Below are 15900 nucleotides of genomic sequence, written 5' to 3'. Positions count from 1 at the left end.
ACCTATCTATGTGAGCGATAACACTCCTGGCAATCATTCCGCCCCCGAGGAGTGCACCCATGCCCCTGTCCCCAACCGGCCGTAGAACGGTCGCCCGGGCCGCGACGGTCGTGCTCGCCGCCGCCGTGGTTACCGCTCACAACGCGCAGCCGGCAAACGCGGCCGAGATCCCCACCGGTGCTCGGTCGCTGCAATCGGTCAACGTCTCCGGCTCCTACCTGCGGCACGCCGACTATCTCGGCGGCATCGCGGCGGTCACGTCGAGCAGCTCGGCCCAGGTCAAGAGCGACGCCACCTTCACCGTCACGCCCGGCCTCGCCGGTGGCGCCGGATGCGTGTCGTTCCAGGCCGCCAACGGCATGTGGCTGCGGCACCGCGACTACCGGGTCCGGCTCGAGACCAACGCCGGCACCGCGACATTCCTGGCCGACGCCACCTTCTGCGTCCGCGACGGCTCGGTCAGCGGATCCGTACGCCTGGAGTCGTTCAACTACCCCGGACGGTTCCTCCGGCACCGTGACAACCAGATCTGGATCGACCCGTCGACCACCAACGCCGGCACCTTCGCCGCCGACAGCTCGTGGCGCGTGACCACGCCGTGGGTGGCCGGGCGCCGCAGCCCGATCCTCAAGGGCCTGTACGCCGATCCGAACATCGCCTACCTCAACGGCCGCTATTACATCTACCCCACCACCGACGGCTACAACGGCTGGTCCGGCAGCCGGTTCAAGGCGTTCTCCTCGGCCGACCTGGTGAACTGGACCGACCACGGCACCATCCTGGACCTGGCCACCCAGATCGACTGGGCCGCCGACCGCGCCTGGGCGCCGACCATCGCGTACCGCAACAGCCGCTACTACTTCTACTTCAGCGGCGCCACCAACATCGGCGTGGCCACCTCCACCAGCCCGACCGGGCCGTTCACCGATCCGCTCGGCCGCCCGCTCGTGCCGGCCGGGTTCCGCAGCGGCCAGATGATCGACCCGCACTCGTTCGTCGACACCGACGGGAAGGCCTACCTCTACTGGGGCAACGGCTACGCCTACGTGGTGCCGCTCAACACCGACATGATCTCGTACGACACGGCCCAGGTCCGTACGTTGAGCCTGCCGAACTTCCGCGAGGCGCCGTTCGTGTTCAAGCGCGGCAGCACCTACTACATGACGTACTCGGTGGACGACACCGGCTCGGAGAACTACCACGTCGAGTACTCCACCAGCACCTCACCGCTCGGCCCGTGGACCCACCGCGGCACGATCCTGTCCAAGAACCTGGGCCTCGGCATCAAGGGCCCGGCGCACCAGTCGGTCGTGAAGGCCCCGGACAGCGACACCTGGTACATCGCCTACCACCGGTTCGCGATCCCGGCCGGCAACGGCACCAACCGCGAGACCACCATCGACCCGCTGCGGTTCAACGCCGACGGCACCATCCAGCCGGTCGTGCCGACCCTCTGATCCCGACCCCCGCTCCCGGTCCTCGTCCGAGGGCCGGGAGCGGGTGCCGTGACTACTGGACCGGGTTCCAGCCGTCGCTGCCGGCCAGATACTTCTGCGCGGTGTGGTCGGCCGCCGTCGCGGCACTCATCCGTGGCCGGTCGGCGGTGCCACCGGTGGCTCCGGCTCCGGTGTTGTTGTACTCGCTGAACCGGCAGGTCTTCCAGGAGAAGCCGCTCATGTCCTGCCACGCCCCGGCCTGCCGGATGTGGCCACCGAGAGCGGAGTCCCGGATCAGGACCTGACCGATGGCGTCGGCCGAGCCCCCCGCGTGCCAGCAGCGCCCGAGGGCCACCGTCTGGCTCGCGGCGCTGCTGGTGAGCGTCGATCTGGTGATCAGGATGCCGTACTTGTTCGCCTTGTTGGTGGCTGCGGCGGTGATGTAGCCGTTGTTGCTGCTGCCGCGGTCCAGGGACCTGATCGTGGTGCTGTCGATGACCAGGGCGCCGTTGCCGTAGATGAAGTCGACGTCACCCTCGATGTAGCTCTTGTAGACGTACTGCCGCACCTGACTGCTGCCGGTGCCGCCCCACGACAGGAACGTGTCCTGACGGCCGAGCAGCCGGACGTTGCGGTAGACCTGCCGGTCACCGCCGGCATACAGGGCAAGTGCCTGACTTCCTGAGCCGTACGTGTTGGCGATCGTCACCCCGGTGATGCTGGTGTTCGCCGCCATGTTGAGGACGGTGGCGCTACCGGCCGCCCCGGCGGTCGACTGCGGGGTGTTCCCGGTGATGACGATGTCGGTCGAGGTGCCGGTGGCGCCCTTGATGGTGATGCCCGACTTGGCCGCCGGGATGCTGACCTGCCCCTGGTAGGTGCCGGCCTTGACGGTGATGACCGTGCCGGTCGTGGCGGCCGCGACCGCCTGCTGGATGGTGCGGTAGTTGCCGCTTCCGTCGGCGGCGACCGTGATCGCTGCCGCGGCGGAGGCGTTACCGGCGAACAGCGGGACGGAGATCGCGGCGACGGCGGCGACGGCGCTCAGGCGGCGGGTGATCACGGCTCACTCCCCGGACGGTGCGGTCAGGGTGACGCCGAGGCGTACCGGCGTGCCGAAGTTGGGTGTTCCGTCGCTGTTCCAGGTGAACCTCTGGGCGCGGGTGGACCGGTTCATGTCGCAGCCGCCGCCCGCGGAGTCGTTGGCGTGGTAGACGATCCAGTCCTCGGTGCCGTCCGGGCTCTTGAAGAAGCCGTTGTGGCCGGGGGCGAACACGCCGTTGGCGTCGCTGCGCTGGAAGACCGGTGTGGACTTCTTCGTCCAGTGCGCCATGTTCAGCGGGTCGGTGCCGGTCAGCGTGAGCAGCCCGAGCTTGTAGTCGGGCCCCCAGCACGCCGACGCCGAGTAGACGACCATGACCTTGCCGTCGTGGTACAGCGGCTCCGGTCCCTCGTTGACGGCGCCGGTCTGCCGTTCCCAGGACAGCGTCGGCGAGCTCAGCCGGACCCGGGAGCCGGTCAGGGTGTACGGGTTGGACAGGCGCTGGATGAAGTTGCTCTGTCCGTAGGAGCCACCGGCGTTGTAGGTGCCCATCAGGTAGAGGTTGCTGCCGACCTTGAGCACGCTGGCGTCCAGGGCCCACTCGTTGCCGAGGTCCGCCTTGAACGTGTACGGGCCCATCGGGTCGGTCCCCGCCGACTCCAGCACGTGCAGGCGCTGGGTGGGGTTGTAGTCGGACACGTTCTGCCCGGCCGTGTAGTAGAAGTACCAGCGCCCGTTGATCAGGTGGAACTCCGGCGCCCACATGTTGCAGCAGCCGTTGGCCCGACCGGCAAGGTTGAAGATCACCTGGTCGGCGGCGCTGGCCAGCCCGGCCAGCGTGGTGGCCCGGCGCATGGTGACGGTCGAGTTCCAGGTGGTCGTGGCCAGGTAGTAGTAGCCGTTGTGGTGCTGCAGCCACGGGTCCGGGCCGCCCCGCTTGATCGGGTTGGTGAACGTCCGCGCGGCCGTGGTCAGCGCAACGAGCTGCCACTGCTGGTTGGCGCCGTCCAGGTCCTGGTACTGCGAGACCCGGGCGCCGTCGGCGGTCGACCACTCCCAGACCTCGAGGGCCTTGCCGCTGGATCGGTTGATCAGGCGGACGTGGCCGCCGGCCGAGTCGGCGAGACGGAACTGCTGGCGGGCGTCGTTACGGTCGGCGTTCTGGACCAGTTGGATGCCGTCGGTGCTCGACGGCAGGTCGAGGACCTTGCCGCTGTGCACCGACTGCACCCGGTACCAGCCGGAGCCCGAGTCGAGGAACTTCCACTGCTGCCAGGCCCCGTCGTTGCGGGTGTACTGGTTGATGGCGGCACCGTCGCCGGTGGCCAGGTTGTAGACGTCCAGTGCCTTGCCGCTGTTGCGGTTGACCAGGACGTACGGGGTGCCGGGCTGGACCGTGGCGGCGTCCGCGGTGGTCGTGACGGTGACGATGCCGACGGCGGCGAGCAGCACGGTGGCGGCCGCGGTCAGGATGCGGTTTCTCATGTCTGCACCTCCTAGTACGCGAACGGCCAGCCGGCCGAGTCGTAGCCGAGCAGGTTGATGCCGAGCCGCGAGGCGCCGTTGTTCGCGTAGTAGTGGTAGACCAGCACGTCGGCGTCGGTGTCGGTGATCACGGCATTGTGGCCGGGACCGTGGATGCTGCCGTGCCCGGCGAGCACCTGGGTGCCGCCACCGGAGTTCAGCGTCTTGCCGCTGCGGTCGACGAACGGCCCGTTGGGGCTCGTCGAACGGCCGACCATGATCCGGTACGTGCTGGCGGCGCCCTGGCAGCAGCGGTCGAACGACATCCACAGGTAGTAGTAGGAGCCCCGCTTGACCATGTGCGGCGCCTCGATCGCCCCGCCGTTACGGCCCGCGATGAGCCGGATGCTGCTGTCCGAGCGCAGGCCCGTCGACGGGTTCAGCGCGATCTGCTGGAGACCGGACCAGAACGAGCCGAAGTTGAGCCACCAGCGGCCGTTGGCGTCGACGATCAGGTTGGGGTCGATCGCGTTGTAGTTGTTCGACGAGCTGGACGAGATGACCAGGCCGCGGTTGGTCCAGCTGCCGGATGCGCCGGTGGGGCTCGTGGCCAGGAAGATCGCCGAGCGGTTCGAGCCGAAGGTGGAAGCCGAGTAGTACAGGTAGTACTGGCCGTTGTGGTAGGAGATGTCGGGCGCCCACAGGTTGGCGCTGCCACCGGTGTAGGTCGTGGTCCACGGCGCCCCGTTCGGGAAGGCCGCGCCCGCTTCCCGGAACGCCGTCCGGTCGGTCGACGTGGTCAGCCGGATGTTGTTCCCGGTCTGCGCCACGATGTACGTGCCGCCGGGTGTCTTGACCATCGTGGGGTCGTGGGTGCCGGTGGCGCCGGAGACGGCGCCCGGGCCGGGGTAGGAGGCCGGCGGTGTGGTCGGTGTCGCGGCCACGGCGGGTGCCGCCTGGGCCGGCGGTTGCACGGCTGCCTCGGCGTGCAACGCCACTGCCGACATGGCGGCGATGACTGCGGCGACCGGCATGACGAGCCACGCTCGACGGGGAATCCGGTACTGGGACATGGGGATGCCTTCCACTCAGGGGCGGGTAGGGGTTAGCGCTAACAGCGCATCGCATCGATGTGAAGAGCCCGGCGATGCGCGGGGGATCCCACTGTGCCCCTCGTTCGGCAGAGGTGTCAATCGACGCACACCGATAAATTGCCGCGCTGCAAAGCGGTGTCTTGACAGGCATCCATGTGAGCGATAACACTTTTCGCGAAACATGACGGTAACCTTCCCCGCCGAAAGGCAGATACCGTGCCGCTGTCCCGAAGAGACTTCCACCGCCTCACCGCCCTCGGCGCCCTCACCACCGCGACCGGCGGAGCGACCCTGCTCGGCACCCAGTCGGCCGCGCTGGCCGCCAACGCCGCCTACGTCTTCGGCTACTTCAAGGAGACGCCGAACCAGAGCGGTGACAGTTACGCCCTGCACCTGGCGGTCAGTACCGACGGCCTCAACTGGCGCCCGCTGAACCAGAACAACCCGGTGGCCACCCCGACCGCCGGCACCCTCGGACTGCGCGACCCGTTCATACTGCGCAAACAGGACGGCACGTTCGTCGTGCTCGCCACCGACCTGCGCGGGCGCATCTTCACCGAGAACAACCAGTACCTGCACGTCTGGGACTCCACCGACCTGCGCAGCTTCACCGGATACCGCCGGATCCGGATGCACACCCTGAACACCCACACCTGGGCGCCGACCGCGTTCTGGGTGCCGTCGCGCAACCAGTACGCGATCGTGTACTCGGCCAACAACGGCCAGGACGTGTTCATGGTCAACTACACGTCGGACTTCCGTACGGTCACCACGAATTCGGTCTACTTCAGCCCCGGCTACCCGGTGCTGGACGCCGACATCGTGGCCGACGGCTCGACCTTCTACATGTACTACAAGAACCTCAGCGACGGCCTGCTCTACGGCGCCCGGTCGGCCAGCGGCAACCCGAACACGTACAGCAACTACACCAGCGGGCTGCGGCAGGGCAGCGCCATCGAGGCCCCGCTGCTGATCAAGAACAACTCCGGCAGCGGCTGGCGGCTGTGGGGCGACTCGTTCAGCCCTGTCAACAACGACTACTACGCCTGGAGCACGTCCAATGTCGGCGCCAACTCGTGGACCGTGCTCGGTCAGCGCGACTTCACGCCGCCGCTGAACGCCAAGCACGGCTCGATCGCCGGCATCACCGCCGCCGAGTACGACGGCCTGGTCACCCGCTGGGGACTGCCGGCCTGGGTGCGGCTCAAGTCGTACAACTTCCCGGACCGGTACGTACGCCACGCGAGCAACATCGGCCGGATCGACGCCTACCCGTTCGACCCGCACCAGGACCAGCTCTGGCGGATGGTCGCCGGTCTGGCCGGCACCGGTGTGTCGTTCGAGTCGGTCAACCTCCCGGGCCGCTACCTGCGGCACAGCAACTACGCCGTCCGCCTCGACGCGAACGACAACACCGCCACGTTCCGGGCCGACGCCACGTTCACCCAGGTCGCGGGCCTTGCCGATGCCGGCTGGTCGTCGTTCCGCTCGTACAACGTGCCCGATCGCTACCTGCGCCACTCGAACTACGTGCTGCGCATCGACCCGATCGGCACCGGCGCGTCGGAGCGCCAGGACGCGACCTTCCGGGTCTCATGAGAGTCCTCGCGCTCACCGCGGTCCTGGCCGCGGCCGTCGTCACCGCGCCGGCGCCGGCCACGGCCGCGCCGGGCAGTCCGGCGGTCCGCCCGCCGCTGGGCTGGAACAGCTGGAACACCTTCGGCTGCGACATCTCCGAGGCCAAGATCCGGGCCGCCGCCGACGCCATGGTCGCCTCCGGGATGAAGGCGGCCGGGTACGAGTACGTCGTCGTGGACGACTGCTGGCAGGCGACCACGCGTGACGCCGCCGGGAACCTGCGCTCGGACCCCGTACGCTTCCCGTCGGGTATGAAAGCCCTCGGCGACTACATCCACGGCAAGGGACTCAAGTTCGGCATCTACCAGGCCCCACGCGAGGAGACCTGCGCCCAGTACTTCAACGCCATCGGCGGCGCCACGGGAGCCCTGAACCACGAGCAGCAGGACGCGAACATCTTCGCGGCCTGGGGCGTCGACTTCCTCAAGTACGACTGGTGCTCGCCCTGGGGAACGCTCAACGACCAGATCGCTGGATTCTCCAAGATGCGCGACGCGCTGCGCGCCACCGGCCGGCCGATCGTCTACTCGATCAACTCCAACAGCGCGCACTCCAACACCGGGCCCTCCTACGACTGGAGCCCCGTCGCGGACATGTGGCGCACCACCGAGGACATCACCGACAGGTGGACCAGCGGCTGCACCGGTGACTGCTTCATGGGCGTCACCGAGATCCTCGATGTCCAGGCGCCGCTGTACTCCCGGGCCGGCCCGCAGCACTGGAACGATCCGGACATGCTCGAGGTCGGCGTCCGCGGCACCTTCACACCGACCGAGAACCGGGCCCATTTCAGCATGTGGGCGATCATGGCCGCCCCGCTGATCGCCGGGAACGACATCACCACGATGCCCCCCGACGTACGGGCCGTGCTCACCGACCCGGACGTGCTCGCCGTCAACCAGGACGGTGCCGGACGGCAGGCGCGGCGCGTCCGCGACAACGGGGAGACCGAGGTCTGGGCCAAGACCCTCAGCGACGGATCCGGGGCGGTCGCCCTGCTCAACCGGTCCGGCGCCACCGCCACGATCGCCACCACGGCCACCGAGGCAGGCATGCCCGCGGGCAGCGCCTTCAACGTGTCCGAGGTCTGGACCGGCGCGGTCCGCAACACCACCGGGGCGATCAGCGCCACGGTGCCGCCGCACGGTGTCGTCATGTACCGGATACGGACCGGCTCCGCCACACCCACCGACACCTTCAGCCTGCGCGGAGCCGGATCCGGCCGCTGCCTGGACCTGCTCGGCGGCGCACCCGTGGACGGCGCGCAGGCCGTCGTCTGGGACTGCAACGGCGGCGTCACCCAGGTGATCACCAGCGCCTCCGGGCAACTCCGCATCGGCGGCAAGTGCCTCGACGCCGACAACAACGGCACGGCCAACGGCACCCGGGTGATCCTCTGGACCTGCGGGACCGGCGCCAACCAGCAGTGGACACTGCAGGCCGACGGCACGGTCCGCGGCACCCAGTCCGGAAAGTGCCTCGACGTCAACGGGGCTGCCACCGCCAACAACACCACGGTCATCCTGTGGACCTGCTCCACCGCTGCCAATCAGAGGTGGAGCCGCACCTGACCTGGAACCGGCCGCGGGGCGGTGTCCCCGCGGCCGGTCTCGGACGTCACCGGGGGTCGTCGCCGAACCTTGACGCCGACCGGAAGTAGCCCGGCGCAGGGAGCCCGAAGCGCCAGGCGCCCGCGGCGGCCGGCCGGCGGCACGGATGCGGCGGTATGGCGATGCTCAGGGCAGGGTGCGCTGCCGGGCCCGCAACGACCGCAGCTTGTGGCGGTTGCCGCAGCGTTCCATCGCGCACCAGCGCCGCGCCCCGGGACGCGACGAGTCGACGAACACGAGCGGGCAGTTGTCCCCGGCGCACTCGCGGAAACGGGCGGACAGCGGGCCGGTGAGCAGGCCGATCATCTCCCGGGCCAGGGTCGACAGCGCCTGACCGGCCAGCACCGGTGCCGCCCAGCCTGCCGTCGTGCCGTCGCCGGTGAGCTCGGGAACCAGGGGAGGCCCGGCCGCGGCCCGGTTGAGGACCGTGACCGCCGCGTCGCCCAGTGGCCGGCCCGCCGCCTGCTCGTGGGCGGTCTCCCAGATCGCCTGGCGGAGGACTCGGGCCGCGCTGAGGTCGGCGGCCGTGGCGGGCACCGTCAGGAGGGCGGCCAGCGGCGGCGCGGCCAGCCAGCCGGCGAGGTCCGAAGGCTCGTGCAGCGACTCGAACACCGCATAGGGGCCCTCGCCGCCGGTGTGGGCGAAGTCGAGGCAGACGGCGCCCGCGTCGAACCAGAACGACCCGCCTCTGGGGTCGATGAGTCGCCGTCCGGTTGCGTGTGCCCGCATGACACCACTATAACTGGTGTCGAAGGTAACCACTTCAACCGGTTACAGGGAGGTCGAGATGAGCACCCGGCACATCAACCCCGAAGGGCTCCACCGCAACCCCGCCTTCAGCCAGGCGGTCGTGGTCGAGAACCCGGCGAAGACGATCTACATCGGCGGGCAGAACGGGGTGGACGCCCACGGCAAGGTCGTCGGGCCCACCGTCGGCGAGCAGGCGCTGCAGGCCCTCCGCAACCTGGAGACCATCCTGACGAGCGAGGGCGCGACCCTGGCGAACGTCGTCCACTGGACCGTCGCGATCGTCGACGGCCACCCCATCGACGAGGGGGTGGCCGCCTTCCGGCAGGTGTGGGATCCCGCCGACCCGCCGCCGGCCATCACCGTTCACGTGGTGGCCGGCCTGGGGCCCGGATTCCTGGTGGAGATCGACGCCACCGCCGTCGTCTGACGCGCGGGACTCAGCGCAGCGCGGCGGTCAGCCTCTCACGGAAGTCCGCGAGGTCGAGGACCGCCGCGATCCGGTCCTCGACCGGGAAGACCGCGATGACCGCGTCGTCCTCCTCCAGCTGCGGCAGCCACTCGTTGAGGAACGCCTTGGCCGGGATCCGGATCGCGTGCTCCCCGGCCACCTCGCCCTCGTTCTCCATCCGGGCGACCGTGGCGTGCGGCCAGACAGGCAGCAGGGTACGGCGTTCGCCGTCCTCGGTGAACAGGACCTCGTCCTCGTCACCCCAGACCCACACCACGCCCTTGGCCGCGATGATCTCGAAAGTCCGGTCGAGCCGGGCGGCGTCGTCCAGCCGTCGCAGCCGGTCGGCTTCCCCGCGCGAGATGTCGTCCCGTGCCACCTGACCTCCGAAAATCCTATCCGCGATGTTCCGCGGCGATGCTATCGGGACGGCCGAACCACCGGGACAGGTGGGCGTCCAGGTCCCGCTGGTCGTCGCCGATCCAGGCTACGTGCCCGTCGGGGCGCAGCAGGACAGCCGGTGCGTCCAGGGCCGCGGTGGCGTCCGCCAGGTGGTCGACCCGGTCGTACCAGCCGCCGGCGGCGAGGCGCTCGGTACGGTCGAGCAGCAGGCCGCGGCCGCCGTTCAGCAGGCTGTAGAGGTTGCCGTGCTTCACCGCGATGTCGGGCAGACGCCGGCCCAGCAGATCGGGGCCCGCGCCGAAGTCGTACCGGATCCCGATGGCTGTGATCTTCTCGAGCAGACGCCGATTGACCTGCTCGAAGTCCATCAGTTCGGTCAGCAGCCGCCGCATCGCCCGCGAACCCGGATCGGGCGCCAGCAGTGCCGTCTGGGCGCGGGTGTTGTCCAGCACCTCCGCGGCGACCGGATGACGCTCGGCGTGATAGGTGTCCAGCAAGGTGTCCGGTGCCCATCCGCGGACCTGTGCGGCGAGTTTCCAGCCGAGATTGAACGCGTCCTGCACACCGAGATTCAGGCCCTGACCACCGATCGGCGGATGGATGTGCGCGGCGTCGCCGGCCAGCAGCACCCGCCCGGCCCGGTAACTCTCCACCAGCCGGGTCGCGTCACCGAACCGGGACAGCCAGCGCGGGGAGTGCACGCCGAAGTCGGTCCCGGCGACGGCACGCAACCGCTCCCGGAAATCCTCGATCGTGGGCGGCTCGGCACGGTCAACGGCACCGGCTGCCGGGACGATGACGGAGTAGACGCCGACGCCCACGGGCCGCAGGGCGAACCGCCTGTCGCTCGAGCCGAGCCGGGCCATCGCGGCGGCGATCTCCTCCGGCGCCGCGCCCACCGCCATCTCGCCCATCAGCGTGTCGTTGCGTGCCGGTTCGCCGGGGAAGCCGACCCCGAGCAGCTTGCGCACCGTACTGCGGGCGCCGTCGCAGCCGACCAGATAGCGCGAGCGCAGGCGCTCCCCGCCGGCCAAGGTGACGGTCACACCGTCGGCGTCCTGTTCGGCACCGGTCACCGTGCCACCGCGCCGGATCTGCGCACCCCGCGCGATCGCGTGGTCCTCGAGCACGCTGACGACGACCGGCTGCGGGATGCCCAGCAGGTACGCGTGCGGGGAGTCCAGCCCGGCGGGGGCGGGTTTGTCGATGGCCGCGAAGTAGGCCCCGGCCGGGCGTGGCCGGCCATGTTCGCGAAGGCGTTCGAGCAGTCCGCGCATCGCCATCAGTTCGAGACTGCGGATGTGAAGACCGACGATCCGGGCGTACGAGACGGGCTCGGTGTCCTTCTCCAGGACTAGCACCCGGACGTCGTGCAGCCGCAGTTCGGCGGCCAGCATCGCGCCGGTCGGGCCGCAGCCGGCGATGACGACGTCGTACTCGGTGGTGAGTTGCATGGTGTGGCCTTTCGGGAGTGCCTGTCCGGCGAGGCGCTCCCGGCGACACCTACCTCGGTCGCCCGACCGTGACGGTACGGGGAAGCACCCACATCGCTACGACGTTCATGGGTCTCACCTCCCGGGGTGTGGTCACAGTCAGCGGAAATCTACCGTCCGGGCAACGCCGCGTCCAGCTCCCGTGCCGACGGCATCACCGCGACGACCGCACCGAGACCGAGCGTGACCGGGTCCGGTCGGCTAGGAGATCGCCACGTCGTCGAACCAGACCGTGCCCCGGTTGTCGCCGGACTTGAGGTGCAGTTGCACCCCGGCGGCCCGGGCCGGGGCGACCGTCTCCACGACCAGCTTGGTCCAGTCGGTCGTGCCGGCCGGCAGCCGGTTCGAGGAGTGCTGGCCTACCCAGCGGCCGTTCGCGTCGAACCAGCTCAGCGTGATCTCGGTGGTGCCGGTGGCGGACGCGCCCCGGGCCCACGCCTCGGCCCGCCACCGGTGTCCCGGCTGCACCGGGGTGATCGGCGACGTGGCCAGCGACGGCAGCCCGGCCGCGGTGCGTTTGGTGCCGGAGAACCGGGCCGCGTACCTGCCGTTGCGCGGGTTCGACGTGGTGATCACGGCGGCACCGGCCTTCGGCAGGTTCTGCCGCCACGGCGAGTCACCGGCCTTGGCCTCGAAGCCGAGGTTGAGCACCTCGTTCGGGGTGCTGCCGGTGGTCCACGCGTCGCGGACCACCGCGGCGGCGGCCTTCGGGGTGCCGTCGGCCCGGTGCAGGCCGAACTTGTACTGGGCCGGCTTCTCGGAGACCTGTGAGTTGCCGGGGATGGCGCCCGCGCCGAAGTCGGTGAACGTCCACGGTGACACCGAGCCGACCCCGGCCTCGCCGGCGGCCCGGAACACCCGCGCCAGGAACGCGGCCTGCTCGCCGTCGCTGTCGGCGGCGGTGCTCATGCCGGTCTCACCGATCACCACCGGGGACGGGGCGACCGCGGCCTGCGCCTTGCGGATCTCCGTGAGCGCCCGCTCGGAGCTGCCGTAGAAGTGGAAGTCGTAGTAGTCGAGCGGGGTGCCGGCCAGCGCCTTCTTGATCTTCGCCATGCCGGGGGCTCCGGTCCCGCCGTCGACCGACAGAGTCAGCGGCATGGCCGGGGCGGCGGCCCGCACGGCGGGGATCAGCTTGCGGACCCACGTGACGGCCTTGGCGTCGGCCGGCTGGAACTCGTTCTTCAGCTCCACGGCGATCACCCGCGGATCGTCGACGTACGGCGCGAGCACAGCCTTGGCCCAGCTGATGCTGCGCGTCGCGTCGGTGTAGCCGTCCCACCAGTCGAACAGGGTGAGCTTGACCGTCATCCCGTTCTTCGCGGCGATGTCCACGAAGGTGCGCAGGCGCTCGGCGTACGCGGTGACGGGTTTGGGGTAACCGAAAGCCTCTGGGAAGACGATGACCCGCACGTTGTCCGCGCCCAGCGCGGCGGCCTTGGCCAGGTCCGCCTGGATCTTCTTGGCGTCGAACTCGGTCCACATCGCCGACCAGGCCGCGTCCGAGGGGTAGTAGTTCAGGCTCTTCGCGGTACGCACGGCGGCCAGGCGGCCGGCGAGGGTGGGTGCGGCCGCGGCCGTCGCCTTGGGCCCAGACGCGGGAGCTGCCGGGGCGGGCATCGACGGGAGAACCGCACCTAGGGTGAGTACGGAAGCCACGACGGTGGCGCGGAGCCGAACGCTGCGCATCAGGGTGGAGGCCTCTCTCGCGGGACGGCGGAATGGCCTTTTGATCGGCGTCCATCAGCCCGGAGAGCAGAGCTTGGTCGGGGTGGAGCGGTTGCGGTTGTGGTGCCGGGCTATGCCCCGGTTGCCATCCGGATCAGAGCGTTGCCACCCAGGAGCAGAACGTCCGCACCGGCGACGAAGGCCATGCTGCGGCGCAGGAGGATCGAGGCCTCCTCGGGGTCGGCGGCGGTGAAGCCGCGGACCAGCAGGATGATCGCCGAGATGACCAGTGGGACACCGCCGGCCAGCAGCCAGCCGACCGATCCGGGGGTGTTGCCGCGGGCCACCAGCAGGGCCACCATCGCGGTCGGCAGGATGCCGAAGAACAGCACGGCGAGGACGGCGTACCAGCGCAGGGGGCCGACCGGGTTGGGGTTGGTCACGCCGAGATCGTAGGCGGGTCGCCGGTGCCCGAGGACCAGCGGGGGTGGCGGCCGACCATGAGTGGCTTCTGCCTGGAATGCGGATCAGCCGGCCTGCCACCGGCTGACGGTCGTCACGTCCGCCTGCGCCGGGAAGACCTTGCCGACCAGCACGTCGTGCACCTCGGGATCGTTGTCGAGGCAACCGTCGGCCAGGACCGTCAGCCGGTAGTCCAGGTCGGCCGCCTGCCGGACTGTCGACAGCACGACACCGCTGGTCGCGATGCCGGTCAGCACCAGGTGATCGATGCGCTGCGCGCGCAGCAGCATGTCCAGGTCGCTGCCGGTGAACGCCGAGACACGGCGTTTGGTGACGACCGGGTCGTCCTCGAGTGGCGTGACGTCCGGATGGAACTCGGTCCCGGTCGCCGGCAGCCCGCGCCCGGCGAGCCCGCCGAACATCCGGTTCGCCGGATCGACCTCGGGCGCCCCGGCCCGGAATCCGACCCCCACGAAGATCACGGGCACCCCGGTGCCGCGGGCACGATCCACGGCGTCCCGCAGCCGCCCGAGATACCCGGGATCCGGATAGCGAGCCACGACAGCGGGTTGAACATCCATGACGAGCAGGGCGGTACGACTCACGGGAACTCCGGGTGTTCGGGTGCGGGTCACGGGGCCGGGGTACGGCTGGCGGGGTGGGTGGTGGCCCAGTGGGCCAGGAAGTCGAGGGCGGCGGCGGACGGGGAGCCGGGCTCGGCGGTTCCCGCCGAGAGACGCAGGCCGGGCTGGGCCTGCAGGGACAGCGACTCGAAATCCACGGTCAGCGGGCCCGCGAGAGGGTGCCGGAAATGCTTCCGGCCGGACCGGCGACGGCGTACGTCGTACGCCCGCCAGAGGTCTTGAAAAGTGTCACTGACCGTGAGTAACTCGCTGACCAGGACCGACAGCCGATCGTCATGCGGGCCGCGGCCCGCCGCGGTGCGCAGCACCGCCACCGCGTCGTGCGTCATCTCCTCCCAGTCGGGGAAGAACGACGGCGCCGCCGGATCGCGGAAGAGGAAACGCGCCTGGTTGACCGGCTGATGCGGGCTGTCGAAGAGCGGCGCGAACAGTGCCCGGCCCAGTGGATTGGCGGCGACCACGTCGAGCCGCGGATTCCACACGTAGGCGGGCACGGTGGTCATGGCGTCCAGGAGCCGCTGCACGCCCGGCCGTAACGGACGGTCGTCGCGCGCCGGGCGGGATCGGAGGAGAGCGGCGTGGACCAGGTCGAACAGGTGCTCCCGTTCGGCGTCGTCGAGGCGCAGCGCCCGGGCCACCGCGGCGAGCACGTCGTCGGAGTAGCCACGGGCGTTGCCGCGCTCGAGCCGGGTGTAGTACTCGACGCTGATCCCGGCCAGCTGTGCGACCTCCTCCCGGCGCAGCCCGGCCACCCGGCGCTCGCCGTGCCGCGGCAGCCCGGCCTCCTCAGGGGAGACCCGGGCTCGCCGGGACAGCAGGAAGTCGCGGATCTCGTCTCGGACGCTCACCGGCCGACCCTACGACGGCCCGCTCAGGTGCTGGGAGGAACTGTCAGTGCCTGGCAGCGGCGCCTCAGGCGTAGCTGTAGTTGAGGAAGCTGATGTCACGCACCGCGGACGGTGTGCGGCCGGCACCGAACGGGCGCATCGACTCGAAGTTGTCGATCACGCCGTTGGTGGTGCCGCTCCGCGGCTCGTACGTGTCGACGCCGCGGCTGGACTGCCAGATCCACCACAGCCGGTCGATGTTGCAGTGGTGCAGCCAGAACACCGGGTCGTTCGGTGCCTCGCGGGTCGCCATGTGGCCGCCGACGTAGTTGTGCACCCGGTTGTGCAGTTCGATCTCGAGGCGGTTGCGGTAACTGTTCACCACCGACGGGTTCCACGGCGCCTGGTCGTACACCGTGTAGGACTGCACGTTGTTGATCGTCGTGACGGTCGGGCGGCTCGCGTTCTGGCCGAGCCGCCGCTGCAGCGTGTTGGTCTGGATGCTGCTGCGGTACATCGACCAGCCCCAGCGCGGGCTGAAGTTGCCGCTCGAGACGCCACCGTTGGTGATCGATCCGAGGAAGTCGACCGTGAACGGCGACACCGCGCCGGTCCAGTCCCAGTAGGGGATGAAGATGTTCGGGTTGCCGCTGACCGTCTGCAGGTCGAGTTCGAGCAGGCGAAGGTACTCGCGGTGCCACGGCAGGAACGAGGGCGCCTGGTGGGCGTGGCTGATGTTGTCAGTGGTGCGGGCGAAGTAGGTGATGTGCTGGTCGATGTACCAGTTGTAGTTGCGCCCGTTGGCGGACGCGGTCTTGAACTGGCGGAGCGCGTTGATGAAGGCGGTCTTCTCCGCGATCGTCATGGCGGCGATGCTCTTGCGTACGACGGCCATTGCTCGGTCGCCTTTCACGTTGGGGAA

Annotated in this window: 15 protein-coding genes; 4 read left to right on the top strand and 11 right to left on the bottom strand. The window is 69.8% G+C overall.

The window, feature by feature from the left end; all coding sequences use genetic code 11:
* The first annotated feature begins 59 nt into the window (after positions 1-59).
* Positions 60-1457 carry a family 43 glycosylhydrolase gene (locus CLV67_RS33470; RefSeq protein ID WP_203737065.1) on the top strand — a complete coding sequence of 466 codons (1398 nt, stop codon included), beginning with the start codon at positions 60-62 and terminating at the stop codon, positions 1455-1457.
* 52 nt (positions 1458-1509) lie between these two features.
* Here CLV67_RS33470 and CLV67_RS33465 read toward each other — a convergent pair whose 3' ends face one another.
* The 3 genes from CLV67_RS33465 to CLV67_RS33455 are packed head-to-tail and all read right to left on the bottom strand — an operon-like array spanning position 1510 to position 4976.
* A complete protein-coding gene (locus CLV67_RS33465) occupies positions 1510-2499 on the bottom strand; it encodes a pectinesterase family protein (RefSeq protein WP_239166291.1) in 990 nt (329 codons plus the stop codon).
* 3 nt (positions 2500-2502) lie between these two features.
* Entirely contained in the window at positions 2503-3963 is a 1461-nt protein-coding gene (locus CLV67_RS33460; RefSeq protein ID WP_106325622.1) for a family 43 glycosylhydrolase, read from the bottom strand.
* 11 nt (positions 3964-3974) lie between these two features.
* Entirely contained in the window at positions 3975-4976 is a 1002-nt protein-coding gene (locus CLV67_RS33455) for an arabinan endo-1,5-alpha-L-arabinosidase (protein ID WP_239166290.1), read from the bottom strand.
* 276 nt (positions 4977-5252) lie between these two features.
* On the opposite strand from CLV67_RS33455, the gene CLV67_RS33450 reads away from it, so the two are divergent.
* Positions 5253-6635: a glycoside hydrolase family 43 protein gene (locus CLV67_RS33450; protein WP_106325618.1), complete on the top strand. Its 1383-nt coding sequence runs from the start codon at positions 5253-5255 to the stop codon at positions 6633-6635.
* Entirely contained in the window at positions 6632-8245 is a 1614-nt protein-coding gene (locus tag CLV67_RS33445; RefSeq protein ID WP_106325616.1) for a glycoside hydrolase family 27 protein, read from the top strand. Before CLV67_RS33450 ends, CLV67_RS33445 begins: the two co-directional genes overlap by 4 nt.
* 165 nt (positions 8246-8410) lie before the next feature.
* Here the strand turns inward: CLV67_RS33445 and CLV67_RS33440 are convergent, their stop codons facing one another.
* Complete coding sequence (locus tag CLV67_RS33440) at positions 8411-9013, bottom strand: CGNR zinc finger domain-containing protein (RefSeq protein WP_106325614.1); 603 nt, start codon at positions 9011-9013, stop codon at positions 8411-8413.
* Between the two features lie 58 nt (positions 9014-9071).
* On the opposite strand from CLV67_RS33440, the gene CLV67_RS33435 reads away from it, so the two are divergent.
* Positions 9072-9461, top strand: a complete 390-nt coding sequence (locus CLV67_RS33435; protein ID WP_106325612.1) for a RidA family protein — start codon at positions 9072-9074, stop codon at positions 9459-9461.
* A gap of 10 nt (positions 9462-9471) precedes the next feature.
* Here the strand turns inward: CLV67_RS33435 and CLV67_RS33430 are convergent, their stop codons facing one another.
* The 7 genes from CLV67_RS33430 to CLV67_RS33400 all read right to left on the bottom strand — a co-directional run bounded on the left by CLV67_RS33430 (position 9472) and on the right by CLV67_RS33400 (position 15873).
* Positions 9472-9861: a DUF2750 domain-containing protein gene (locus tag CLV67_RS33430; protein ID WP_170154097.1), complete on the bottom strand. Its 390-nt coding sequence runs from the start codon at positions 9859-9861 to the stop codon at positions 9472-9474.
* A 16-nt stretch (positions 9862-9877) separates the two neighbouring features.
* On the bottom strand, positions 9878-11338 hold the full coding sequence (locus tag CLV67_RS33425; protein ID WP_106325607.1) for an FAD-dependent monooxygenase: 1461 nt from the start codon (positions 11336-11338) through the stop codon (positions 9878-9880).
* Between the two features lie 240 nt (positions 11339-11578).
* Entirely contained in the window at positions 11579-12997 is a 1419-nt protein-coding gene (locus CLV67_RS33420; protein ID WP_239166289.1) for a cellulase family glycosylhydrolase, read from the bottom strand.
* Between the two features lie 179 nt (positions 12998-13176).
* Positions 13177-13488 (bottom strand): hypothetical protein, encoded by a 312-nt coding sequence (locus CLV67_RS33415; protein ID WP_106325603.1) that lies wholly within the window; start codon positions 13486-13488, stop codon positions 13177-13179.
* An 84-nt stretch (positions 13489-13572) separates the two neighbouring features.
* Entirely contained in the window at positions 13573-14112 is a 540-nt protein-coding gene (locus CLV67_RS33410) for a cysteine hydrolase family protein (RefSeq protein ID WP_106325601.1), read from the bottom strand.
* 26 nt (positions 14113-14138) lie between these two features.
* Positions 14139-14999 (bottom strand): helix-turn-helix domain-containing protein, encoded by an 861-nt coding sequence (locus CLV67_RS33405; RefSeq protein ID WP_106325599.1) that lies wholly within the window; start codon positions 14997-14999, stop codon positions 14139-14141.
* 64 nt (positions 15000-15063) lie between these two features.
* Positions 15064-15873: a tyrosinase family protein gene (locus tag CLV67_RS33400; protein ID WP_106325597.1), complete on the bottom strand. Its 810-nt coding sequence runs from the start codon at positions 15871-15873 to the stop codon at positions 15064-15066.
* Positions 15874-15900: the final 27 nt, after the last annotated feature.

It is taken from the genome of Actinoplanes italicus (assembly GCF_003001815.1).
In the GTDB taxonomy this organism is placed as follows: Bacteria; Actinomycetota; Actinomycetes; order Mycobacteriales; family Micromonosporaceae; genus Actinoplanes; species Actinoplanes italicus.
Note: the sequence above shows the minus strand (reverse complement) of the source record. Positions and strands in the feature narration are given on the sequence as shown.